This is a genomic window from uncultured Succinivibrio sp. (assembly GCF_902756765.1).
Classification (GTDB): Bacteria; Pseudomonadota; Gammaproteobacteria; order Enterobacterales; family Succinivibrionaceae; genus Succinivibrio.
Window position 1 is genome coordinate 14,152 of the sequence record NZ_CACVSS010000008.1, and the last position, 24,236, is coordinate 38,387.

The following is a 24,236-nucleotide window of genomic DNA, read 5'->3' on the forward strand; positions in this document are numbered from 1 at the left end:
TGCCTTACTGATTAACAAGCTCGCCCTTAAGAGTATGGGCTGCTACAGAAGTAATCTTTACATCAACCATCTGTCCTACAAGAGATAAAGGCCCCTTGAACACAACAATTCTTCCGGAAGATGCTCTGCTCTTGAGCTCATTCTCGTCCTTTCTGGAGGTTCCCTCTACAAGACATCTCTGAGTGGTTCCGATGAAGGCCTCGGTATATTCTGATGCCAGCTCCTCAAGTCGCTTCTGCAGAACATAAAGTCGCTGCATCTTTGTTTCCTTTGGAATAGGATCCTCAAGTTCTGCAGCAGGGGTCCCCGGTCTTATTGAATATACAAAGGAGAAGCTCTGATCGAATTTAACCTCGTTGACAATCTTCATGGTTTCATTGAAATCTTCATCGGTTTCCCCTGGGAAGCCGACAATGAAATCTGATGAGATATGAACTGTAGGGCGAGCCGCTCTAATCTTCTTAATCAGCTCAACATATTCCTCTGCAGTATATCTTCTGTGCATTGCCTCAAGAATTCGGTTTGAACCCGCCTGAATTGGAACGTGAATCCCGTCCGAGATTACAGGCAGATCTTTAATTGCCTCTATAATGTCATCTGTAAAATCCATAGGATTTGAGGTGGTGAATCTGATTCTCTCAACTCCTGGAATTGCTGCAATTTCATAAAGAAGGGAAGAGAATTTACAGTCTGAACCGTCAGGATTTAATCCGTGATAAGAGTTTACATTCTGACCTAGGAGATGAATTTCCTTAACCCCGTTGGCAATATGTCCTATACATTCATCAATGATGTCCTGAACCGGTCTTGACTGCTCTTCACCGCGTGTATAAGGGACAATACAGTAGGTGCACTTGTTGGAGCAGCCTTCCATAATGGTAACAAAGGCAGAAGGTCCTACCGCTCCTGCTTCCGGCAGATAATCAAACTTATCAATTGCATCAGCTGTAACATCAACTACAGGCTTACCTGAAGCAATAAACTCTCCTACCATTTTAGGTAGTCTGTGAATTGTTCTTGGTCCGAAAATAATATTGATGCTCTTATCGAGGTCAAGAATTTTCTCGGCAAGCTCAGCTCCTACACAGCCTCCAAGTGCAATAATTGTGTCATCGTTGATTTCACCTGTATGTCTCCATGAGGCGATCTGATTGAAAACTTTGTCCTCTGCCTTGGCTCTTACAGCACAGGTAACCAGAATGATTATATTTGCTCCTCTAGGAGCTGATGACTCTGCAAAGCCAGCGGCTGTCATTAAATCTCTGATTCTTCCTCCATCATATACATTCATCTGACATCCCCAGACATGTACATAGAAGGAGCCTAATTGAAGTTTTGGTGCAGATAGGGTGGTTTGAATTGTAGTCATGATTAGTAAGTTTTTTTTATATTAATTTTGTGGTTTTGCAATAATGCACTTGTCAAAAAGCTCGGTCATCAGTTCATAATCACCGGCAAATGCATTAATGGATGCATAGAGCATCATTTTAGGATCACATAGAGAATAATCAACCTTAAATCCTAGAGGAATCAGAAGCTCACGGACAAACTCTCTCTGAGCCCTTCCGTTTCCTTCTCTGAATGGATGTACAGCGTTAATCTCTCCTAGATAATAAGCTGCTTTTTCTGCGATTTTCTTTTCGCTACAGTCTCTGAGAAAATTCTCTTGTGCAAGTTCATCAAAGACCTTGTTAATTGTTTTCTCGATAAACTGAGCATCACAGAAAAGAATTTCCTTGGATATATTAACCTGGCGCAGTTCTCCTGCCCAGGGATAAATATCCTGGAAGATATACTTATGGATTGCCTTTAAGTGGGGTAGATCAAATTTGCCCTGAATAGGCTTTTTGAGTAGATCGATAATCCTTGCTCCAGTGTACAGTCTCTCGTACTGAGAAAGTACCCTAGGATCATGCTCATTGAAGTTATTTATTAAAACTTCAGTACCTGGATAGCAATAGACTTTATCGAAAGTCGTGGCTTCCAAGATTCAGGCTACCTTGCTATCTTCGGTTAATTTTGATATCTGTTCCTGAAATTCTTTAAAAGAAATTTCTCCGTCAGCATAGCTTTGTAGTAGCTTTTCCTGCTCTTCTGTCAGATATAAATTTTCCATTGCTAAAGTAGCTTTTACTTCATCTAGCAACATACGCTCTCCGTAGTAATCACACCTTCTTAATTATAACAGAAAAAGTGCTTTTTTTTCGTGTTTTAAGGTTGAATAATACTACATTATTTTGTGATAAATATCCAAATTATTAAAAATAATTATCGAGAATATTTTAGGTAATTTTTTTTATAAAAAAAACAAAAAAAATACCTCTGACAAAAACTGTCAGAGGCGATTTAGGTATGTGAAAAAAATTGAAACGTTAATAAAACATCAAGTGTTACTTAATCGATGAGTTCGGAAAATCTTCCAATAAATTGCTGGATCATTAGTCTTAAATTTCAAGTCTAATATCGTCTACGCAGGATATATGTTACAGTTGAATTCTTAGATGACACTTAGTCTGCTGAATTTACAGGATAATTTCGAAATTTTGAATAAAAAAATGCCTAGGTCAAAAGGTGTGGACCTAGGCGATGAGGTATGTGATTCTTTTTTGCTAAAAAACAAAATCATTTAAAACTTTGAAAGTCTGAAATCATTTTGTCTCTTCCGCTTTCCTATTCTGTATTTTAGATACTTTAACTTAGATAATACTTAGAGTTAATTTATCTTTTATCAGCGACTACAGGTTTAATTATATTTGTAAAAATTAAGCAAAAAGTTGATCCGTGTTAAAAAATTTCGTAAACACATCAACCTTTTGTGTAATATATTGTTTTGTAAATAAATTATATTTGTATTTTGTTGTAATAACTACTTTTGTTTGCAAATTTACAAATGTACAATTGCAGAATTGTGCAAGAATATAAGAAAATTAAGCAAGATTCTCTGCCTCATCCAAATTCTCCCAGTAGTCACGGTTGAGTTTGTAGGATGCGGATGTTAAATCAATTATATTGTGCATCAGTTCATCAAGTTTGCTACCCTTTGAGTAGTCAGCTTTAGCAAAGTGTTTGATGCGCTTGTCTTTGATAAGTTCATGCACTCTTGCCTTGTTGTTATTGACTGGATCATATACTCCAATGGAATGTCCTCCCAAAGAGTTAACCAGTTTCATACAAGGAATATCTGTCTGACTGTCTCCGATGTAGACTATATTACTAAAAGGAACTCTGATATTCTCTGGTTCATAATAGCGGTTAACATCATTGTCGTTTACATCAAGTGTACCCTTGGAAATTCTGAAAAGAAATTGTGTCTTGTTGGTGAAATTGATGTTCTGAGCAGGCCAAACTGCGGCTCCGTTGTGATCGTATAAAAATGAATTTGCATAGATCATTCTGAATTCATCAGCAATCTTTGTGCCTTCTATCATTTCTTTAAGACCCGAGGAAATAATATAGTGCTCAACCTTAACATCTTTTTTCTTGCCGTACTGATTGATCCTTGAGAACCAGTCTGCTACTCCCTTGTATAGTTTAACCTTAGACCCGAACTCCATTAGTTTTTCTCTTTTTACCTGGAATTTACCCTTAGCACCGTTGAGCATTAGATACATATAGGAAAGGTTAGGATCCATCTGGTTTTTGATTGCAAGCTTAGTTGAAAGAGCCCAGAATTCGTCAACATTCTCGTTTAACTGCTGTATATATCCCTGAGCCTGCATTTCAAAAGGAGTAAGGGTTCTGTCAAAGTCATAACAGATTGCAAGTACGTTTTCTTTGTTCATTATTTTTCATCGAAAGCTCTATTGAACTTTCTGCTCCTATCTAATAGATATTCTGTTTGAAAATATTTTAATTGAGTGTGCCATAAATTTTTTGGGGAATAAAACTAATTCATCAAATTTCTGAGAATTTGTCTAACATAAAAAATGTTAATTTTATTCTCAGAAAATTTTTAAATTAACAAAAAAATATTAAACTTAAGATAAGCTGATATAAATCATCATCAACGTGGCTTTTTGATCTAAATAAATTTTGTGACGTAAATTTATTTTTTTTATTTTGTTGACAAGCATTTTTATTTTCATATAATAATGCACGTTGTCGAACAAAAGCACCTTTGTACTTGATAGGGGTATAGCCAAGTGGTAAGGCAGCGGGTTTTGATCCCGCCATTTCCCTGGTTCGAGTCCAGGTACCCCTGCCATAATGGGGTTGTTCAGCACACTGTTGGGGTATCGCCAAGTGGTACGGCAGCGGATTCTGATTCCGCCATTACCTAGGTTCGAATCCTAGTACCCCAGCCACTCAATGGCTATGTAGCTCAGTTGGTTAGAGCGCGGCACTCATAATGCTGAGGTCACTGGTTCGATTCCAGTCATAGCTACCATTCACCTTAAATGGTGTCTTATTTCTTGTCTCTGTTGGGGTATCGCCAAGTGGTACGGCAGCGGATTCTGATTCCGCCATTACCTAGGTTCGAATCCTAGTACCCCAGCCATTCAGTGGCTATGTAGCTCAGTTGGTTAGAGCGCGGCACTCATAATGCTGAGGTCACTGGTTCGATTCCAGTCATAGCTACCATCGCTTCATTTTTCCTAACTTTCTCACAATTTTGGGTAGTTCTGCATAAGTCATTGCAAATAATTACTACTTGTCGCATTATTCTATTTATTACTCAAAAAAATAGAATACATGAGGCATGTTTAGTCAATGATCCCAAAAATATCAAATCTACCTTCCGTTGATCATCTATATAAGAAGTATTTTGATGTTTTAAAGTCAAAAGGTTTTAAAGGAGATATTGAGTATTCTCATTCTGCAAGACTGCTTGTGTCAACAGATAACTCTGTGTATCAGAGAATGCCTCAGGGCGTGATCTTCCCTAAGGATAATCAGGATATTGTTACTGCTTTAAAACTAAGAGCTGAATCTTTATATGAAAGACTGATCGTTACACCAAGAGGCGGTGGCACCGGTACTAACGGCCAATCCCTGAATGACGGTATTACCATTGACTGTTCCCGCTACATGAAAGAGATATCTGATCTTGATGAGCAGAATAGATCTGTTCATGTACAGGCAGGTGTAATTAAAGATGAGTTAAATGATTACCTGAAACCTCATGGCCTTTTTTTCTCACCTGAACTATCTACTTCAAGCCGTGCCTGTATAGGTGGCATGATTTCAAATGATGCCGCAGGTCAGGGGTCTCTGAAATACGGCAGAACATCATCTCATATCAAGGAGGTTACTGTTGTTCTTGCGGACGGAACATTAACTACATTCGGTCCGGTAAGCGGAGATAAGTTAAAAGAGTGTCTGGATAAGGATGGCCTTGAAGGCGATATCTATCGTGAATGCTATGCTCTTTTAAAGGATAACCGCAAGCAGGTTGAAAAGCTTTTCCCCAAGCTGAACCGCTTTATGACGGGCTATGATTTGGATCATTCCTATGATCCTAAAACGGATACCTTAAATCTGGCTAGACTTATCTGTGGTGCCGAAGGTACTCTTGCAGTCATATGTGGGGCAACTCTTGATCTGACCAAGATCCCTGATTTCAGAGAGCTGATGGTGGTCAAATATGAGAATTTCGACAGTGCATTAAGACATGCTGTTGAACTTATTGACTCTGGCGTGTTCTCTGTTGAAACTGTTGATTCCAGAGTTCTTTCTCTGGCAAAAAAAGACACCGTCTGGGATTCTGTAAAGGATTATATCGAAGAAGTAAAAGGTCATTCCATCAAGGGCATCAACATTGTTGAATTCAACGGCTATGACAAGGATTCTGAACACAGGAAACTTGTAGAAATCTATTCTAATGTAACCGAAAAGGCTAAGACTACTGCCAACGGAATTCTTGGGGCACAGCTTGCTGTCACACCTGAAGCTATCTCCGCAATCTACGGTATGAGAAAGAAAGCTGTAGGCCTTTTAGGTGCAGCTTCCGGTAATAAAAAACTGGTTGCCTTTACTGAAGACACTGTTGTTCCCCCAAGAAATCTTGCAGATTATATTCTGGAGTTCAGAGCTCTTTTAGACTCACTGAAAGTTACCTATGGTATGTTTGGACATGTGGATACCGGTCTGATGCATGTTAGACCTGCTCTTGATCTGACAACCGATGCTGACAGAAAGAAACTGGTAACTATCTCTGACAAGGTGGTTGAGCTGGTAAATAAATATCAGGGGCAGATGTGGGGAGAGCATGGTCGAGGCTATCGTTCCTGTTACGGAGAGATTTTCTTTAAGGATCTATATCCCGTAGCTAGAAAGATTAAGGCTGCATTTGATAGAAACAATATCTTCAATCCAGGCAAAATCTGTGTTCCTTTTGGCAATGAAAAAGATCAGATCGTTTCTATCTCCGGTCAGATGAGGGGAGATTTAGACAGAACCATCCCTGTTACCATCAGAAATTCCTTTAAAGGAGCTTTAAGCTGTAACGGAAACGGACAGTGCTTTAGTTATCAGACCAGTGCGCTTATGTGTCCAAGTTATCGTTACACCAAGGATCATATCCGTTCTCCAAAGGGCTACAGCGAGCTGATGAGGGAATGGTTAAGGCTGCTAAATGACAGAGGTCATAATATTGCTGCCGAAGAGCTCGCACAGCTGACTTCAACACCTTCTCCTGTAAACTTTGTAAGAAGATGTTTCAATACTTTTTCTACAAAGCATAAGGACTATTCTACAGAATACCTCAGTAAGATTAAGACCTGTCTGTCATGCAAGTCCTGCAAGAGTATCTGTCCTGCTCATGTAAATGCTGCTGATCTGAATTCCAGATTCCTGTCTCTGTACTACGGCCGTTACTTGCGTCCGCTGATGGATCTTCTGATCTTAGAATCAGAGCTGACTCTGCCGATACTGTCAAGATTCCCAAGAATATCCAATGCATTTTTATCCAATTCACTGGTGAAGTTTGCAATAAAGAGAATCTTTGGAATGGTTGATCTGCCTTTATTTAGCAGAAAGACCTTCAGATCACTGTGTGAAAAGGAGGGCTTTGAGGTTCTCTCTTCAAAGCAGGCTTTAGTGTCCGGTAATGAAGTGCTGATAGTAACCGATCCCTTCACTGTATGCTATGAGTGTGAAGGTCTGCTCTCAATGGCCAGGGTTATGCGAAATCTTGGTTACAAGGTCGCATTTTTGAAGCCATATGTTAATGGTAAGATTCTGGTTATAAGAGGTGACCGTCGAGGCTTTATGCATTACGCGGCAAAACAGGCTGCCCGTCTCGAGATGCTGGCAAAGGCAGGAATTGATCTTGTTGGTTATGATCCAGCCTTAACCATCTGTTATCGAGATGAGTATACTCAGATCCTGGATGATGCCCGTGGATCCTTTATTGTTAAGCTTCCTGAAGAGTGGCTTTCTGAACAGATGGAGACCTCATCATTCTCAGCTCATTTTGAAAAGATTAAGGATAAGGTTCTGTCTGTTTCAAGAACAGATGAGTTCAAGGAAATGTATTATCTGTTCACGCACTGTACTGAGCGCGCTCTGATTACTCAGTCTCCTGTTTTATGGCAGTCCATACTTTCAACCTTTGGTCTGAATCTGATCCCAGTGAATGTTGCCTGCTGCGGTATGGCCGGACTGTTTGGTCATATGGCCGCCAATCAGAAGCAGACTTATGCTGTATATGAAAAGAACTGGAAACCTGAAATCTCCAAGAGAGATTTTAATCACTGTCTGATTACAGGATTCAGCTGTCGTTCTCAGGTTCATAGAATGGAAGGCAAGAAGGCAATACATCCCCTGTTTGTTGTTGATGAACTTCTTAAGAAGGCTTTGAATGGCTAGAAACATTTTTGCGTATCTCTTCGGAGGTTCAATTTTTTTTATTGCTATTCCTGCTATTATTCTTTATATGGCTTCCTTAAGTTCCTATACCTTTATGCCTGAAGGCAAGGTAGCTGTGATTTTCGGAGCCGTAAGTTCAGCAGTCGGACTTTTGTTCATAATCTGGTCTAACAAGGAACTGATAGAAAAGGGCCATGGTGGTGCAGTAGTGGTCGGCCCTATAAAACTTTCAAAGGAAACTATAAAATTAGTAACTACAGGTCCATATTCAATGTGCAGAAATCCAATGCATATGGGGGCATTTCTGTTTTATCTTGGATTGTGCTGTGCTGTTAACTCTCTGCTTTCGCTGGTCGTACCTTTTGGCTTTTTGCTGTTTGCATATTGCTTTGCAGTTTTTCTTGATGAACCAAGATTAAAAAGAGATTTTCCTGAAGACTACGAGAAATGGATTCAGGATGTACCACAAAGGTTTTGGCCTAAACCTAAAAAAGGCTAACACAATAAGAAGGAGATTTTGATGACCATGATGTCAGGCGCACAGATGTTAGTGCGCACTCTTGAGGATTTAGGTGTAGATAACCTATTCGGTTATCCTGGCGGTGCTGTTTTAGATATTTATGATGCTCTTTTAGAGTCAAAGAAAATCAAGCATGTACTTGGTAGACATGAGCAGGGTGTTGCTCATGCAGCTGACGGATATGCCAGAGCTACAGGTAAGGTTGGAGTCTGTCTTGTTACCTCAGGCCCAGGTGCTACCAATACTGTAACCTCTATTGCAACTGCATACATGGATTCTATCCCTATGGTAGTGATTACCGGTCAGGTGGTTTCTCCTCTTATCGGTTCAGATGCCTTCCAGGAAGTTGATACTGTCGGTATCACCAGACCAATCGTAAAGCATTCATACCTGTGTCAGAGTGCCCTTGATATTCCAAAGTATATCAGACAGGCTTTCTATCTGGCTTCCTCTGGAAGACCTGGTCCTGTTGTTGTTGATATTCCAAAGGACTGTGTCCGTCCTTCTATGAAATTTGAATATCCTGAGATGAAGTCACCTGTAAAGATGCGTTCATATAATCCTACCAAACAGGGACACAAGGGACAGGTAAAGAGAGCAGCCAAGCTGCTGGCCGAGGCAAGCCATCCTGTACTTCTAATCGGTGGCGGTGCTCAGTTGTCAGGTGCAAAGGATGAAGTCCGTACCATTGCTCACAGATTCAATCTGCCGGTAACTTCTACTCTGATGGGATTAGGCGTTTATCCAAGCACTGACAAGCAGTTCCTGGGTATGCTCGGTATGCACGGAACCTTTGAGGCAAACAATGCAATGGACAAGGCTGATCTTGTATTTGCAGTCGGCTGTCGTTTTGATGATCGTGTAACCAACAACCTCTCCAAGTTCTGTCCTGCAGCAAAGATTATCCATATTGATATTGATCCTGCTTCAATTTCAAAGACTGTTGTTGCCGATATTCCAATTGTTGGTGATGCAAAGACTGTATTAGGCCAGTTTATCGATGTCTTTGATGAGTTCAAGCTTGTAGAAAATGCTTCTGCCATGAAACAGTGGTGGTCTCAGATTGGCAAGTGGAGAGAAGAGAAGTGTCTGGACTATACAGCTGACGGTAAAATTATTGAGCCTCAGCAGATTGTCGAGGCAGTTTACAAGGCTACTCACGGTGATGCAATTATTGCTACCGATGTTGGTCAGCATCAGATGTTTGCTGCTCTGTATTACAAGTTTGACGAACCACGTCATCTTTTAACCTCAGGCGGTCTGGGCACCATGGGCTATGGTTTCCCTGCAGCTGTTGGTGCTAAGGTTGGCTGCCCTGACAAGGAGGTCTGTCTGTTCACTGGTGACGGTTCATTCCAGATGAACGTTCAGGAGCTTTCAACCTGTCTTGAGTTTAATATCCCCATCAAGATTTTCATTTTTGATAATCATACCCTGGGTATGGTTCGTCAGTGGCAGAAGATGTTCTACAGAGGACATATCAGCTCTACCAACCTTAATTCAAATCCTGACTTTGTGGCTCTTGCAAAGGCATATGGTCATGAAGGTATCCGAGTAACTGATCCTAAGGAGCTTGAGGCTGCTGTGGAAAAGGCTCTGTCAATGAAGGACAAGCTGGTTATTGTTGATATTGCTTGTGATACCGATGCCAAGGTGCTTCCAATGCAGCAGATGGGCGGAAGTATGTCAGATATGTTCTTAGGTGAGGAATAGTCATGCGTCAGATCATTTCTATTTTGCTTGAAAACGAAGTTGGTGCTCTGTCCAGAGTGGTAGGACTCTTTTCTCAGAGAGGTTATAACATTGAGAATATTACTGCCGCTCCAACCGAGGATAAAACTTTATCCAGAATCACAATTCTTACAGAAGGTGACGGTTCTATCGTAGAACGTATTACCAAACAGTTGCATAAGCTGGTTAATGTCATTAAGGTATCTAGCCAGCAGGACAACTCAGTTGATATTGTTGAAAGAGAGATTCTTTTTGTCAAAGTGCAGGCAGTAGGTCACACTTTAAGAGAAGAAATCAAGACACTCTGTGATATTTTTAAAGCACAGATTGTTGATATCACACCTGAACTCTATATCCTCCAGTACGTGGATACCTCATTTGAGGTCGACAGATTCCTCAAGGCCGTGTCAGAACAGGCCGAAGTCGTCGAAACCGTGCGTTCCGGAGTGTGTGGAATATTTAGAGGCGAACATTCACTGCATTCATAGAAAACAGCTGAATTTACAGAAAAGCCTCGATATAAATCGAGGCTTATTTATAGGTGTGGAGCTGAAATAAAATAAATAACGGAGTTCAGCTCACAAACGTAAGAATGGTTATGGATAAAAAAGATTTTATTGAATACAAAAAAGATCTGCTTGGCAAGATTGATGCTCTGTATCAGAATCAGGAACTGTTCAAGGTAATAAATCTGCTTGAAAACTCCGATCTGGATTTTGACTTGTGTAATGAGCTGGTTAGAGCCTATATCAACGCTGCTAACAAAACCTCCGATCCTTACTCATTATTCGAGAAGGCTAATCTGCTTTTAGATCGCTTCTCTCTTGAGGGAAAGGATAATGCCAAGCATCAGTTCTACAGAGGTTATATCCTGTTTAAACAGGGACTGATTGAGGACAGTAAAATCAGATTTGAAAGAGCGCTTCGTTTTGCCTCAGTAAGTGACGGCAGACTTTTTGAACAGATAACCACCATGCTTGCAAATGTCAATTCAATGATTGAGCTTGCAGCCTTCAAAGGACAGAGTGACTCGAACAGAAAGCAGATCCTAGAGCATATACAGCAGAATTTTGGTGAATATCAGCATTTATGCTCTTTTGATAATGTTGAAATCTATAGAGTTCCTCCAACTGACAAGCATGACTACAATCTTCTGGTTAGCGTTGGACTGTCAGGAAAGGTTATCAAAGGCATTGATGGTGCTAAGGACGAATGTGTAGAGCTATGTTTTGCTTTGCCAAAGGATTACAAATTCAATCCTGAGTCCAAAAGCAATTTTGAAGTATTCCTGATGATTGAGGTCATTAAGCATCTGATTTCTACTAAGGATAACATCGGCTTTGGATATTATCTGGAGAAGGATACAGGTTTTAGCTCAAGAACTGCATTTAACGGAGCAATGCTGGTTGGTCTGGGTGATTACGAAAAGTCTCAGCAGATAATGGAACTCGGAAATGCAGAGCTTTCATTTTTAGAGCTTCTGCCTTTAAGACCAATGGAACTTAATTTTAGAAAGTCTCATTCAGCTCTGGAGCTGCTAGAACTTTTTAAGGAACGTCTGGTTATGATTACTCCATTTATCTCCACCCGTGATGATGTATGCAACGTGGTGCCTAAGATTTAACATACAGATTTTAAAAGAATAATTTTTTTACATTAGATAAATAGAAACAGACTATGGAAAAATTAAATGGTGCAAAGCAGGTTGTAAGAGTACTGGAAGATCTCGGTGTTGACCGTATTTTCGGATACCCTGGCGCAGCCGTTACAGATATTTATGATGAGCTTTTCGACTCTAAGATTGCTCATGTTTTAGCCCGCCATGAACAGGGCGCTGTGCATATGGCGGATGGTTTTGCCCGTTGTACCGGTAAGGTCGGTGTTGCTCTGGTAACATCAGGTCCAGGCGCAACAAATACAGTTACAGCCCTTGCAACTGCATATGGAGATTCAATTCCTCTGGTACTGATAACAGGCCAGGTAAGTACTGATCTGATTGGTACAGATGCCTTCCAGGAAGTTGATACTATGGGCGTAACCCGTCCGGTTGTTAAATACAGCTTCCTATGCAAGAAGCCTGAGGATATTGCCAAGAATATCCGCAAGGCCTTCTATATTGCTTCAACCGGCAGAAAAGGTCCTGTGGTTGTAGATATTCCAAAGAACTGTCAGAATCGTAGCTATCTGTTTGACTATGAAAAGAATTCAGATATATCAATACGCTCTTATAACCCTACCGTATTTGGACATAAGGGCCAGGTAAAAAGAGCTGCAGCTCAGCTTGCAAAGGCAAAACAGCCGGTTATGCTGTTAGGTGGTGGTGTAGTTCAGGGTGATGCTTCAGAGATAGCAGCAAAAATTGCAAGACGACTGAATTTCCCTGTGGTTTCAACTCTTATGGGAATTTCCTCCTATCCAACAACAGACCGTCAGTATCTTGGAATGATTGGTATGCATGGCCTTTATGAAGCTAATGAAACCATGCATAATTCCGATCTGATCTTTGCGGTTGGAACCAGATTTGCTGACAGAGCTACAAATATGGTGGCTAAATATTGTCCTAATGCAACAGTGGTTCATATAGATGTTGATCCTGCATCAATCTCAAAGACAGTCAGCGCCAATATTCCTATTGTTGGTGATGCCAGAACTGTTCTCACTCAGATTGACAAGGAGCTTGATGAGCAGGGAGTCAAAGAGCCTAATGATCTGTCCTTATGGTGGAAACAGATTGAAGAGTTCAAGAAAAAAGATTGCCTTAAGTATACAAGAAAAGAGGGCATGATTAGACCTCAGGAAGTAATTGAGACTATCAACAGAATTTCCAACGAGCTTAAACTGAATCCGGTGATAACCACCGATGTCGGTCAGCATCAGATGTTCTCAGCTCAGTACTTTGATTTTGAAACTCCAAGACATTTTATAACCTCTGGCGGTTTAGGCACTATGGGCGTAGGTCTTCCTGCTGCCATCGGAGCAAAATTTGCACTTCCTGATGCCAATGTATTCTGTATTACCGGAGACGGATCTTTCCAGATGAACATGCAGGAGCTTGCTGTCTGCAGAAAGTATAAGCTTCCTATTAAGATTTTTATCCTGGATAACTCTGTTTTAGGTATGGTCCGTCAGTTCCAGACTGTGTTCTATAAAGAACGTTACAGTGCCACCAATCTGGATGGCAATCCTGATTTTGTCAAACTTGTTGAGGCGTATGGCTTTAGGGGCATTAGAATTACTGATAATGACAAGCTTGAGTCAACTATCAGAGATGTTCTCATGGCAAAGGATGAATTCATACTGGTTGATATCATTACAGATACCAACACTAAGGTAATGCCATGGCTGAGAGCTAACGGTTCAATGATAGACATGATGTTGAATGAGGAGGAGAAATAAATGAGACACGTTATATCAATCTTGCTGGAAAACGAAGCCGGTGCCTTATCTCGTGTTGTAGGTTTATTCTCTCAGCGTGGATACAACATCGACGGTCTGACTGTAGCTCCTACTGATGATCCTACCTTATCCCGCTGTTCTATCCTGACTACAGGAGACAAGTGGGAAGCAGAACAGATTACCAAACAGCTGCATAAGCTAGTCTGTGTCTACCGTGTTTCAGCTTTATTAGAAGAGGCAGAAGGCGGAATTGAGCGCGAGATGGTACTCATAAAGGTTAATACACCAAACAAGAATGCTCGAGATGAGGTTAAAGGTCTGGCTGATATCTTTAATTCAAAGATTATAGATGTTAATGCGGAAATCTTTACCTTAGAGTTTGTCGGTAATTCATCAGAAATTGACAACTTTATTACCACAGTAGGCAAGCTTGTTGAAGTTCTTGAGGTAGTAAGATCCGGTGTAGTGGGAATAGCCAAGGGCAATCATTTCATGAAGCCTTAGAGCATTCTTTTGATTTGAATTAAAACAAAGGAGAGGATCTTGATCCTCTCTTAAAACATCTCTTCAGGTATTTTTTAACCTGTCTTACCTAGTTCTTGTCATTAACTGCCAGACTGTCTTTAGCCTCATTTGGAATCATTTCCATGGTATTTCCCTCTATGGTCAGTACATTACTATCCTGTAACTTTACATAGTGAGAGCCTGCTGTATTAAAGTTTGCAAGTTTGTTCTTCAGATTTCCTCTGCCGGCATACAGAAGATTCTGCAGTTCAAGAAGACTCTTCTGCTGTTTGTCGGAACTGCTTAAGACGGCAGCCATCTTCTCCTCAATGGTAGAGAATTTTTTCCAGATGTCCTGCGCTGTTCTGATGAGCTCTCCGATATTTTCTGTCTGCTCAGACATCATCCACAGATTGGATACTACACGTAGGGCAGGTAGCAGTGATGAAGGAGACACCAGGTAGATTCTGTTTCTGGCTGCTTCATTGTACAGTCCTGAATCTGTCTTTAGTGCATCGTAAAGAGCTCCATCCAAAGGTACAAACATAAAGACAAAAGAAGGGCAGTTTAAGGTCTTCCTGTAATCATCACAGTATCTTTTAGCCTTAAGTTCATTAACATGTTTTCTAACTGAGGCAATATGTGCTTTGAGGTGATTATCCTTTTCAGCTTTGTCCTGTGCATTGATGAAATTTGTATAGGCTGTAAGAGAACATTTTGCATCAATTACTATACAGTGATTATCTGGCAGATAAACTACCGCATCAGGACGACCGGTATGATTTATGTCATTGCTGTCTGGTTTTACAGCCACTTCTCGTTCGTAATCTCTGCCTTTTTCAAGTCCAGAGCTTTCCAAAACCCTTTCAAGTTGAAGTTCTCCCCAGATACCTTGAGTCTTTACGCCAGAGCGAAGTGCATTAGTCAGTTCCTGTGCCTGATTTGACAAAGTCAAAGAGGATTCCTGCAGATTCTTAAGCTCATTTTCAAAAGCACCAACTCTTTTTTCCTGCTGGGCATGATTATCGTTGACCATCTGCTTGAATTTATCAAGCTCTTCTCTTAATGGCTTTACAATGTTCTCAAGATTAGACTGAGAGTGCCTGCTCAGATCTTCTGTTCCATTCTTTACGAATTTCTCGGAGAGAGCGGTTAGCTGTTCTTCTAACTTCTGCTTTGAAAGGTTATAGGTTTCCTCAATCTTCTGATAGAGTAGTCTGTCTGAATCAATCTTGGCTTCAAGAACCTTGTTTTTTGTTATGAGCTCTTCCTTTTGTGTGTTGAGTTCTAGCTTTTCTTCAAGTGTGGCTGTGATCTTATCGGAGATTTCCTGGTAGTTTCTGATCAGAGTTTCATTCTGTGTTGAGAGATCTTTATTCTGATCCTCTAGGTTTCTGATGTTATTCTGGAGATCGGCAACATTCTTTTCTAAAAGTCTTATTTTCTCGGCGCCAAGTGACATCTGTGAACTTAATGCGCTGTTATCGGACAGACACTTCTGATACTGGAGATTAAGATTAACAAAGTTCCTATCACTCTCCTCACTTCTGAGTTTGAGATTATCGAACTCTGAATTTTTCTGATTTAGGCCGTTGTTAAGATCCATAACTGCTTTGTTCAGTTCCTGATTGGTCTTATCAAGCTCAGTTGCCTTTTTGCTCAGATCGGAGTTTCGGAGATAAAAGTAAATTGATGTAATCAAGAGTAGACCAATGATAGCCACGAAGATTATCGGGTTATTTAAGATAAAATCCATTGTAAAATCAAGTACCTGTGACATTCTTTAAATATTGTTTTGTTTTTTAATGTATAGGGTTACCACATGCGTAGTAGTACTGTATCTATGATACCACGAACACAAAAATGCGCGTTTAAAACGCGCATTCTCTTTAAATATCTATGGCCATTTCGTTTTCCACTCTGACCAGATAATCATGTATTTCTATCTGCGAGCGGATCTGTTTTTCGTTCGGACCAGCCTGAACGTAGTTGTTAACCTGATCTGCATCAACAATTCTGGCTTTTCGATTATCCTTCTGCTGCAGTATCAAAATAGCTTTGATCCTCTCCTTTAGATCAGGATCGAGAATTTTGGTTCCAACTTCTATTCTCAGATCAAGATTTCGTCTCATCCAGTCTGCGGAACTGATATAAAGCTCATCATTTCCTCCGTTATTAAACAGCATGACGCGAGGGTGCTCAAGGAAGCGATCGACAATCGAAGTGATATAGATGTTTTCTGACAGTCCTGGAACTCCTGCCTTTATTGAGCACATGCCTCTGACGATACCTCTGATTTTAACTCCGGCCTGACTTGCCTCGTAAAGCTTTTCAATCAGGTCAATATCTACAAGGGCATTGACTTTAAAGTTGATGGCGGCCTCTTTTCCTTCTTTTGCAAACTTGATCTCTCGGTCAATCATGGACGCGATTTTTTCACGAGCATTCAGAGGTGAAACCAGAAGGTTGTTGAATACTGGTCGAGTGTATGGGTATTCAATAAATCTGAATACATCGTTTACTTCGGAAGTTACCTTCTCGTTTGCAGTGAACAGTGCAAAGTCGGTATAGATTTTTGCTGTCTTTTCGTTGAAGTTACCGGTACCGATATGTGCATAGTGGATTATCTTATCCCCTTCATGTCTGGTAACGAGACACAGTTTTGAATGGATCTTGAGGGTTGGCAGTCCGAATAGGACCTTAACACCAGCCTGTGTCAGGAAGGAGGCCCATTTAACATTGTTTGCCTCATCGAATCTTGCCTTAAGTTCAACCACTACGGTAACCGATTTTCCGTTGTTGGCAGCATGCATCAGCGAGTTGATAACACGGCTGTTGCTGGCTACTCGATAGATGTTGATCTTAATGGAGCTTACCTTTGGATCATAAGAGGCGTAACGCAGAAACTCTGTGAAATAGTCAAATGAATAGTATGGATAGTAAAGTAGTACATCCTTTTTAGCTATGGCCTCAAATGGAGTAATTGCGGTCTCAAACTGAATTGACTTGATCTCACTGAGGCTTGGGTTTTCCATGTCATCGCTGCCAATGCTTGGGAAGGATAGGAAATCCTTGAAGTTGTGGTAGCGGTTTCCTGGCATCATGGAGTCAATGGCAGACATCTTAAGCTCGCTTGCCATGAATCTGACCATATCCTCTGGCATTGCGGCATCATATGAAAAACGAACCGGCATTGCGTTAAGTCTCTGTTTAAGAGCCTCTGACATGTTCTCTAAAACCGAGCGATCGATATTACCCAAGAGATCGTATTCAGCATCACGGTTCATTTTAATCGAATAGGCTTCAATATTGTCGTATTCGTAAAGACCGCGGAAGATCATCTCCATGCCTACACGGATGACGTCATCGAGGAACATGAAGACGACGCTGTTATCTTCAGATGGCATACGGATAAAACGAGGAATCTTGTCTGTTGGAATTTCAATTAGGGCATGATATTCACTGGTACTGTTTGAAAGCTTTACCAAAAGATAGGTAAACTCATCCTTTAAGAACGATACCAGATCGGTTTCTGCATCAATGATTACAGGATTGATATGTTTTAAAACATGATGCTTGAAATAGGAGGATACCCAGTCTTTCTGGTCCTGGGTAATAGAATCCTGATCTCTCATCAGAATATTATGCTTGGAGAGTTCCTCGAGCAAATCTGAATAGATGCTGTTAAGAGTTCTCTGATATTTGTTTGCTTCATTCTGAACCTGACGCAGAAGGTTTACAGCAGCCTCGTTTTCTCCCTGTGCATTATTGATGATTACCTGTCTTTTAAGTTCAGCTACTCGCACTTTGAAGAATTCGTCAAGGTTACTGGAATAAATACCTAAAAATCTGACTCTTTCGATTAATGGAACAGAAGGATCTGCTGCCTCCTGTAGAACTCTTCCGTTAAATGAAAGCCAGGATAGTTCCTTTGGAACAAATTTATCTATCATGTCCGCCTCTTATTTTCATATCACCTAATAGACAAGTATAGTTAGTGGAGTGCAGGTTTGTGAATTTGTTGTGTGACAATTTCGGAAAGTCATAACATCTAATATCTGTTTTTTTTGATGAAAGACAAAAAAGTCAAAGAAATCAGACAAAAAACTACTATCTGTTGAATCAATCCAAAATTAAGTTTCTAGTCTTTGAGAGAATCTTTGGTTTTTGAGAGTTTCTCAAACACATTGTTGTTAAACGCAATGTCAAAAAGATACTGCTTGGCGTTTTCATCTCCAAGTTTTGCTGACTCTTTGAGCAGATCTGCGCCGATTGCGAAGGTTTTTTCATTGTTGCAGAATAGTCTGCCCATGATGTAATAACCTGTTTTTAGGCCCAGAAGATTAGTTACTCTGCGAGACCAGTACGCACCATCATTTATAAGATCTTCAGAATAGAACTGACGGGCGATTTTTGCAGATACCGTTCCTCTTGAAACAAAGTAATTGAGATATTCCTGATGTCCTTCGCTAACAGCCTTCTGAATACACATTTCATATATAAGGTTGGTATTAACCTTCTGATATTCATAAGGCTTGACCTCGTATTCGAGAACTGATGAATCTTCAAGCTCTGGCAGGGCTGTATTTTTGTCAAAATCATCTGTCTGAAGAGAGGATACGTACATACGTACAACTTTTGGGGCTGCACTCATATCTCCGGTTGTACATTTTTTTGCGTATTCGGTGAAGGTTTCTTCTGCTTTTGAAGAATATTCCTGCTTTTCTTCAACTGGCACCACTATCTTTTCTGCTGTTTCATCCTCTAAGGCACAGCCATTGAGGACAACAGAAAATACCATAGACAAAAGCAGGAATGACTTTTTCACAGGTTCTATTCCTGTGGTAGCTCGAAATTATCAACCTGGCTGTTAGCAGGAAGAGTCTGCGAGCCGGCTTCAAAGCCGGATGGACGCTTGAAGTCACCTGACATGTCCACAAGAGTGTTGTTCTGGAAGAGTAAAACCAGGTTCTTGATTTCAGGATCGCTCCAGCCCTCACGTTTGAAGGCTGTGTAGTACCAGCGTGATTTATCAAAAGGATCAACCAGCATAGGAGCTCCTAGAACATATCTTACCTGTTCTGATGACATTCCATATGAAAGGTTATTAACAAGATCCTGATCAACATAGTTACCCTGATTAAGATCTGCTCTATATGCACATGAAGATACAAAAGGTACACAGGCACAGATTGCAGCCTTGCATAAAAATTTATTTAACTTCATAAAAAAATCCTTTTTTTAAAAGAAATTGTAGCAAAAAAGAGTATGTATCTGATTTTATTTTTATTTATTTTTTTATTTTTTTTAGATATTGCTCTTGAAATCAAAAAAGTCGATCCCCATCTTAGTTGTAACGTTAAATTAACAACAATTTTAAGAGAAAAAAATGCAGACTGAAGAAACTCAGATGAAACAGGCTTTTGAGAATGCTCAGAATCTTGATGATTCTCAGAATATTGAAGAAATAGAAACTGAAAACGTTGAGGCTCAGAATGATGTTGAACCAGAGGCTGAAAATGCATCTGAGGAAAATCAGGGCTCAACCTTTGATGTTAAAGAAATTCTTGCTGAGAATGAGCAGTTAAGATTACAGATTTCTGCTTTGGAAACTAAGCACAAGGACGAGATTGACCGTTTGGTTCGTGCTGTTGCCGAAACCGAAAATCAGAAAAAACGTATCGAAGCCGATGTTGAGCGCGAAAGAAAATTCGGTAATGAGAAGCTTCTAAAAGCTCTGATTCCTGTTGTAGATTCACTGGAGTTAGCACTGCAGCATACTGATCCGAACAATGAAGCTGTTAAGCCTACTATTGAAGGTGTACAGAACACAGTTACTCTTTTATTAAAGGAGCTTTCAAAGTTTGGTGTTACCGCTGTAGATCCATTAAATCAGCCTTTTGATCCAAATCTTCATCAGGCAATTTCAATGGCTCCTTCAAACGAGGTAGAAGCTAACAAGGTAATGTCTGTTATGCAGAAAGGTTACACACTGAATGGAAGAGTTGTAAGACCTGCAATGGTTATTGTATCCAGAGGCGCTCCTCAGGAGGCTCCTGCCGGGGATGAAAAAAATACAATAAATATTGAAGCATAGTCTTGAAAATAAAATATTAGACTCCATTTAGTAATACAGATAGATAAACGTCAATTAGTGACACAAAGATTTTGAAATAGAGGAAATCCAAAATGGGTAAAATTATTGGTATTGACTTAGGTACTACTAACTCATGCGTTGCTGTGTTAGATGGTGACAAGGTTAGAGTATTAGAGAATTCAGAAGGTCGTCGTACAACTCCATCAATCGTAGCTTATGCTAAAGATGGAGAGATTATTGTTGGTGATGCAGCAAAGCGTCAGGCTGTAACCAATCCAAAGAACACATTATTTGCTATCAAGCGTTTAATCGGTCGTCGTTATGACGATGCCGAGGTTCAGCGTGATGTTGGTATCATGCCTTTCAAGATCACCAAGGCTGATAACGGTGATGCCTGGGTAGAGGTTGATGACAAGAAGTTAGCTCCTCCTCAGATTTCAGCTGAAGTTTTAAAGAAGATGAAGAAGACTGCAGAGGATATTCTTGGTGAAGAAGTTACTGAAGCAGTTATTACCTGTCCTGCATACTTCAATGATTCTCAGCGTCAGGCAACCAAGGATGCCGGCCGTATTGCTGGTTTAAATGTTAAGCGTATTATCAACGAGCCTACTGCTGCAGCTATTGCTTACGGTGAGGATAAGGCTAAGGGCGAGCAGAAGATTGCTGTTTACGACTTAGGTGGTGGTACATTCGATATTTCAATTATTGATATCGATGAGTTAGACGGTGAGAAGACTTTCGAAGTATTAGCAACCAACGGTGATACTCACTTAGGTGGTGAGGATTTCGATAACCGCATCGTTGATTACCTGATCGATGAGTTCAAGGCTGAGCAGGGAGTTGATTTACGTGCTGATCCATTAGCTTTACAGCGTTTAAAGGAAGCAGCAGAAAAGGCTAAGATTGAGCTTTCATCATCACAGCAGACCGATGTAAACCTACCATACATTACTGCTGATGCAACTGGCCCTAAGCACATGAACATCAAGATTACACGTTCAAAGCTTGAGTCATTAGTAGAAGATTTAGTAAACAGAACCTTAGACCCAGTTAAGACTGCTCTGTCAGACGCTGGTCTGTCACCTTCAGAGGTTAACGACGTTATCCTTGTTGGCGGTCAGTCACGTATGCCTATGGTTCAGAAGCTTGTTGCTGATTTCTTCGGTAAGGATCCTCGTAAGGATGTTAACCCAGATGAGGCTGTTGCTATCGGTGCAGCTATTCAGGGTGGCGTTCTGACTGGTGATAAGAAAGACGTTCTTCTGTTAGACGTAACTCCTCTATCATTAGGTATTGAGACTCTTGGCGGTGTTATGACTACTCTGATTGAGAAGAACACAACCATTCCTACTAAGAAGTCACAGGTATTCTCAACTGCTGAAGATAATCAGCCTGCAGTAACCATTCACGTTCTACAGGGTGAGAGAAAGAGAGCTGCTGACAACAAGTCACTTGGTCAGTTCAACCTTGAAGGCATTGAGCCTCAGCCACGTGGAATGGCACAGATTGAAGTTACCTTCGATATCGATGCTGACGGTTTAATCCACGTATCAGCTAAGGATAAGAAGACCGGTAAAGAGCAGAAGATTACCATTAAGTCATCTTCAGGTCTGTCTGATGAGGATATCAAACGTATGGTTCGTGAGGCTGAAGAGCATTCTGCTGAAGATAAGAAGTTCGAGGAACTTGCTGCTGCACGTAACCGTGCTGATTCAACTGCTCACCAGATCAAGAAACAGATGTCTGATTTAGGTGATAAGGTATCAGATGCTGATAAGACAAAGATCAACAAGGCTTTAGGTGATCTTGAGATGGCATCTCGCGGTGATGACAAGGAGAAGATTGAGCAGGCTGAGAAGGCAGTGCTAGAGGCTGCAGCAGTTCTAATGCAGGCTGGTCAGGCACAGGCTCAGGCTCAGCAGCAGACACAGCAGTCTTCACAGCAGTCAAGCGGTGCTAATAAGGAAGACGATGTCGTTGATGCTGAATTTGAAGAAGTAAAAGACGACAACAAGTAATTAGTACTTAGTTTTTCCTAAAAAGGTGGGTGATTTTATCATCTGCCTTTTTGTCAATTTAAGAGGATGATATGGCTTCCAAACGTGATTACTATGAAGTGCTAGGTGTAGAAAAAGGCGCTGATGATGCTGCTATCAAACGTGCCTTTAAGCGTTTAGCTATTAAGTATCACCCTGATAGAAACAAGGATCCTGATGCTGGTGAGAAGTTCCGTGAAATTAACGAAGCTTACCAGGTCCTTTCAGATCCTCAGAAGCGTGCTGCTTATGATCAGTATGGTTTTGCTGGTGCAGACGGCTCTCAGGCCGGTGGCGGTAATCCATTCGGAGCAGGCGGTGCTGACTTTTCTGACATGTTCGGTGATATCTTTGGTGATATTTTCGGTGCTGGAAGAGGTGGTTTTGGCTCCCGTTCCTCAGGTCCACGTGAAATCCGCGGAAGAGATCTTCGTGCAAGAATCACTATTACTCTTGAAGAGGCTGTTAAAGGCTGCAAGAAGAAGCTTAACGTTAAAACCTATGTTAAGTGTGATACCTGTGGAGGCTCAGGCTTAGGTAAGAACGGTAAGAAAGAGACCTGTCCTCACTGTCATGGTCAGGGCCAGATCTTCATGCGTCAGGGCTTCATGCAGGTTTCTCAGACCTGTCCTCACTGTAATGGTTCTGGATATGTTATTACAGATGGCTGTAAGTCATGTTCTGGCACAGGTCGTGTATTAAAGTCTAAGACTCTTGAAGTGGATATTGCTGCAGGTGTTGATACCGGTGACCGTATTCGTCTTACCGGCGAAGGCGAGGCCGGTCTGAATGGTGCCCCTGCAGGTGATTTGTATGTTGTTATCGAGGTTAAGGATCATGAAATCTTTACCCGTGATGGCAACGATCTGTACTGTGAGGTTCCAATCAGCTTTACTACAGCTGCTCTTGGTGGAAAGGTTGAGGTTCCTACACTTGAAGGTGCTGTTAATATCAGTATCAGACCTGAGACTCAGACTGGAATTATGATGAGAATCCCTGGTAAGGGGGTTAAGTCCTACAACTCATCTTTCAAGGGTAATCTGTACTGCAAGATTGTAGTTGAAACTCCTATTAATCTGACCGCTCATCAGAAAGAGCTGCTTAAAGAATTTGAAGCTTCCCTAAATGGTGAAGATAAGGATTCAAAGGACAGCAAGGATGACAAGTCATCTAAAGATGAAAAGAGTGCAAAGAAAAGATCTGAAAGCGCAGCGAGGCACAAACCAAAATCGGAAGGCTTCATAAAAGGCGTAAAGAAGTTCTTTGATGATCTTTCAAGCTAAAAGAATGGTGATTTTTGTCAAAGCAGACTTAAATCACTGTTGATTGAAAGTCCACAAAAGTGTATATTTTTACGTACAGAATGGCGCCTAATTTGAAAATTAGGCGTTGTTTTTTTTACCCTGAATTCTATGTCGATACCCTTGTTATTTAAGGGGATCGTAAACAAAAAAAACGTCGGTATTAAATATAAAACCGTTGTTAATAACTGTTAAAAAACAGGTAAACGTTCGCTCAGACAGGCTTTAACTTTAAGCTTTTTACTAAAGAGCATAGTTTCAGACTTACATATTCTCTGATACAAGGATTTGATCGTTTGCCTTAGTTACACGCTTTAATTTTATATAGAGGATTTGCATATGGATCAGACTCCAATGACTCCACGCGGTGAAGAGCTTTTAAGACAAGAGTTGGTTCGTTTGAAGACTGTTGAGCGTCCACGTATTGTTGCAGCTATTGCTGAGGCTAGAAGCCATGGTGATTTAAGTGAGAACGCCGAGTACGATGCTGCTAAGGAAGAACAGGGCATGTGTGAGGCAAGAATCAAGGATATTGAAGGTAAGATTGCATCTGCCAATGTTATTGACGTTACCAAGCTTAAGAATCCTACTGGCGGCAAGCTGAAGGTTATTTTCGGTTCAACTGTAACTCTTGTTGACGTGGATACAGATAAGGAAATCACTTACAAGATCGTAGGTGAGGACGAGGCAGACATTAACTCAAATCTTATTTCTTACAAGACCCCTATTGCAAAGGGCTTACTTGGCAAGCAGGAAGAGGATGAGATTGAGATTAAGATTCCTAAAGGAACCATCTGCTACGAAGTTGTTAAGGTTGAATATATCTAAGAGACCTTTAGATT

General features: G+C 40.8%; 19 protein-coding genes and 5 tRNA genes. 16 read left to right on the forward strand and 8 right to left on the reverse strand.

Annotation, left to right across the window (positions count from 1 at the left end):
* Positions 1–4 precede the first annotated feature (4 nt).
* From miaB to QZU45_RS02225, 4 genes are all read right to left on the reverse strand, one after another.
* A complete protein-coding gene (gene miaB, locus QZU45_RS02210; RefSeq protein WP_295351063.1) occupies positions 5–1,369 on the reverse strand; it encodes a tRNA (N6-isopentenyl adenosine(37)-C2)-methylthiotransferase MiaB in 1,365 nt (454 codons plus the stop codon).
* Positions 1,370–1,390: 21 nt separating this feature from the next.
* Entirely contained in the window at positions 1,391–1,987 is a 597-nt protein-coding gene (locus tag QZU45_RS02215) for a Fic family protein (protein WP_294997823.1), read from the reverse strand.
* A 3-nt stretch (positions 1,988–1,990) separates the two neighbouring features.
* Positions 1,991–2,149 carry an antitoxin VbhA family protein gene (locus tag QZU45_RS02220; protein ID WP_164954274.1) on the reverse strand — a complete coding sequence of 53 codons (159 nt, stop codon included), beginning with the start codon at positions 2,147–2,149 and terminating at the stop codon, positions 1,991–1,993.
* A 778-nt stretch (positions 2,150–2,927) separates the two neighbouring features.
* The gene (locus QZU45_RS02225; RefSeq protein ID WP_295351068.1) at positions 2,928–3,782 is read right to left on the reverse strand and encodes an HAD family hydrolase; all 855 of its coding nucleotides are present in this window, start codon (positions 3,780–3,782) and stop codon (positions 2,928–2,930) included.
* Positions 3,783–4,128: 346 nt separating this feature from the next.
* On the opposite strand from QZU45_RS02225, the gene QZU45_RS02230 reads away from it, so the two are divergent.
* The 12 genes from QZU45_RS02230 to ilvN (QZU45_RS02285) all read left to right on the forward strand — a co-directional run bounded on the left by QZU45_RS02230 (position 4,129) and on the right by ilvN (QZU45_RS02285) (position 13,960).
* Positions 4,129–4,204 (forward strand) — tRNA-Gln (locus tag QZU45_RS02230).
* A 24-nt stretch (positions 4,205–4,228) separates the two neighbouring features.
* A tRNA-Gln gene (locus QZU45_RS02235) sits at positions 4,229–4,304 on the forward strand.
* A 6-nt stretch (positions 4,305–4,310) separates the two neighbouring features.
* A tRNA-Met gene (locus tag QZU45_RS02240) sits at positions 4,311–4,387 on the forward strand.
* A gap of 35 nt (positions 4,388–4,422) precedes the next feature.
* Positions 4,423–4,498, forward strand: a tRNA-Gln gene (locus tag QZU45_RS02245).
* Positions 4,499–4,504: 6 nt separating this feature from the next.
* Positions 4,505–4,581 (forward strand) — tRNA-Met (locus QZU45_RS02250).
* Positions 4,582–4,710: 129 nt separating this feature from the next.
* Positions 4,711–7,809: an FAD-binding and (Fe-S)-binding domain-containing protein gene (locus QZU45_RS02255; protein WP_295351071.1), complete on the forward strand. Its 3,099-nt coding sequence runs from the start codon at positions 4,711–4,713 to the stop codon at positions 7,807–7,809.
* Entirely contained in the window at positions 7,802–8,308 is a 507-nt protein-coding gene (locus tag QZU45_RS02260; protein WP_295351074.1) for an isoprenylcysteine carboxylmethyltransferase family protein, read from the forward strand. The genes QZU45_RS02255 and QZU45_RS02260 overlap by 8 nt, the downstream gene beginning before the upstream one ends.
* 21 nt (positions 8,309–8,329) lie before the next feature.
* Positions 8,330–10,042, forward strand: coding sequence for a biosynthetic-type acetolactate synthase large subunit (gene ilvB, locus QZU45_RS02265; RefSeq protein ID WP_295351076.1), 1,713 nt, complete (start codon positions 8,330–8,332; stop codon positions 10,040–10,042).
* Between the two features lie 2 nt (positions 10,043–10,044).
* Positions 10,045–10,548, forward strand: a complete 504-nt coding sequence (gene ilvN / locus QZU45_RS02270) for an acetolactate synthase small subunit (RefSeq protein ID WP_074839461.1) — start codon at positions 10,045–10,047, stop codon at positions 10,546–10,548.
* A 110-nt stretch (positions 10,549–10,658) separates the two neighbouring features.
* Positions 10,659–11,684 carry a suppressor of fused domain protein gene (locus QZU45_RS02275; protein ID WP_295351079.1) on the forward strand — a complete coding sequence of 342 codons (1,026 nt, stop codon included), beginning with the start codon at positions 10,659–10,661 and terminating at the stop codon, positions 11,682–11,684.
* Between the two features lie 53 nt (positions 11,685–11,737).
* Positions 11,738–13,456: a biosynthetic-type acetolactate synthase large subunit gene (ilvB, locus tag QZU45_RS02280; protein WP_295351082.1), complete on the forward strand. Its 1,719-nt coding sequence runs from the start codon at positions 11,738–11,740 to the stop codon at positions 13,454–13,456.
* A complete protein-coding gene (gene ilvN, locus QZU45_RS02285; RefSeq protein ID WP_295351085.1) occupies positions 13,457–13,960 on the forward strand; it encodes an acetolactate synthase small subunit in 504 nt (167 codons plus the stop codon).
* Positions 13,961–14,048: 88 nt separating this feature from the next.
* Here ilvN (QZU45_RS02285) and rmuC read toward each other — a convergent pair whose 3' ends face one another.
* The 4 genes from rmuC to QZU45_RS02305 all read right to left on the reverse strand — a co-directional run bounded on the left by rmuC (position 14,049) and on the right by QZU45_RS02305 (position 19,186).
* On the reverse strand, positions 14,049–15,662 hold the full coding sequence (gene rmuC / locus QZU45_RS02290; protein ID WP_295351088.1) for a DNA recombination protein RmuC: 1,614 nt from the start codon (positions 15,660–15,662) through the stop codon (positions 14,049–14,051).
* 187 nt (positions 15,663–15,849) lie between these two features.
* Complete coding sequence (gene ppk1 / locus QZU45_RS02295) at positions 15,850–17,913, reverse strand: polyphosphate kinase 1 (RefSeq protein ID WP_295351091.1); 2,064 nt, start codon at positions 17,911–17,913, stop codon at positions 15,850–15,852.
* A gap of 188 nt (positions 17,914–18,101) precedes the next feature.
* On the reverse strand, positions 18,102–18,788 hold the full coding sequence (locus QZU45_RS02300; protein WP_295351094.1) for a hypothetical protein: 687 nt from the start codon (positions 18,786–18,788) through the stop codon (positions 18,102–18,104).
* 5 nt (positions 18,789–18,793) lie between these two features.
* Positions 18,794–19,186 (reverse strand): outer membrane protein assembly factor BamE, encoded by a 393-nt coding sequence (locus tag QZU45_RS02305; RefSeq protein ID WP_295351096.1) that lies wholly within the window; start codon positions 19,184–19,186, stop codon positions 18,794–18,796.
* Between the two features lie 163 nt (positions 19,187–19,349).
* On the opposite strand from QZU45_RS02305, the gene grpE reads away from it, so the two are divergent.
* From grpE to greA, 4 genes are all read left to right on the forward strand, one after another.
* Positions 19,350–20,057, forward strand: a complete 708-nt coding sequence (gene grpE, locus QZU45_RS02310) for a nucleotide exchange factor GrpE (protein ID WP_295351099.1) — start codon at positions 19,350–19,352, stop codon at positions 20,055–20,057.
* Between the two features lie 92 nt (positions 20,058–20,149).
* Positions 20,150–22,075 (forward strand): molecular chaperone DnaK, encoded by a 1,926-nt coding sequence (gene dnaK, locus QZU45_RS02315; RefSeq protein WP_294997869.1) that lies wholly within the window; start codon positions 20,150–20,152, stop codon positions 22,073–22,075.
* A gap of 71 nt (positions 22,076–22,146) precedes the next feature.
* A complete protein-coding gene (gene dnaJ / locus QZU45_RS02320) occupies positions 22,147–23,376 on the forward strand; it encodes a molecular chaperone DnaJ (protein WP_295351102.1) in 1,230 nt (409 codons plus the stop codon).
* A gap of 357 nt (positions 23,377–23,733) precedes the next feature.
* Positions 23,734–24,222: a transcription elongation factor GreA gene (greA, locus tag QZU45_RS02325; RefSeq protein WP_074839483.1), complete on the forward strand. Its 489-nt coding sequence runs from the start codon at positions 23,734–23,736 to the stop codon at positions 24,220–24,222.
* The last annotated feature ends 14 nt before the right edge of the window (positions 24,223–24,236 follow it).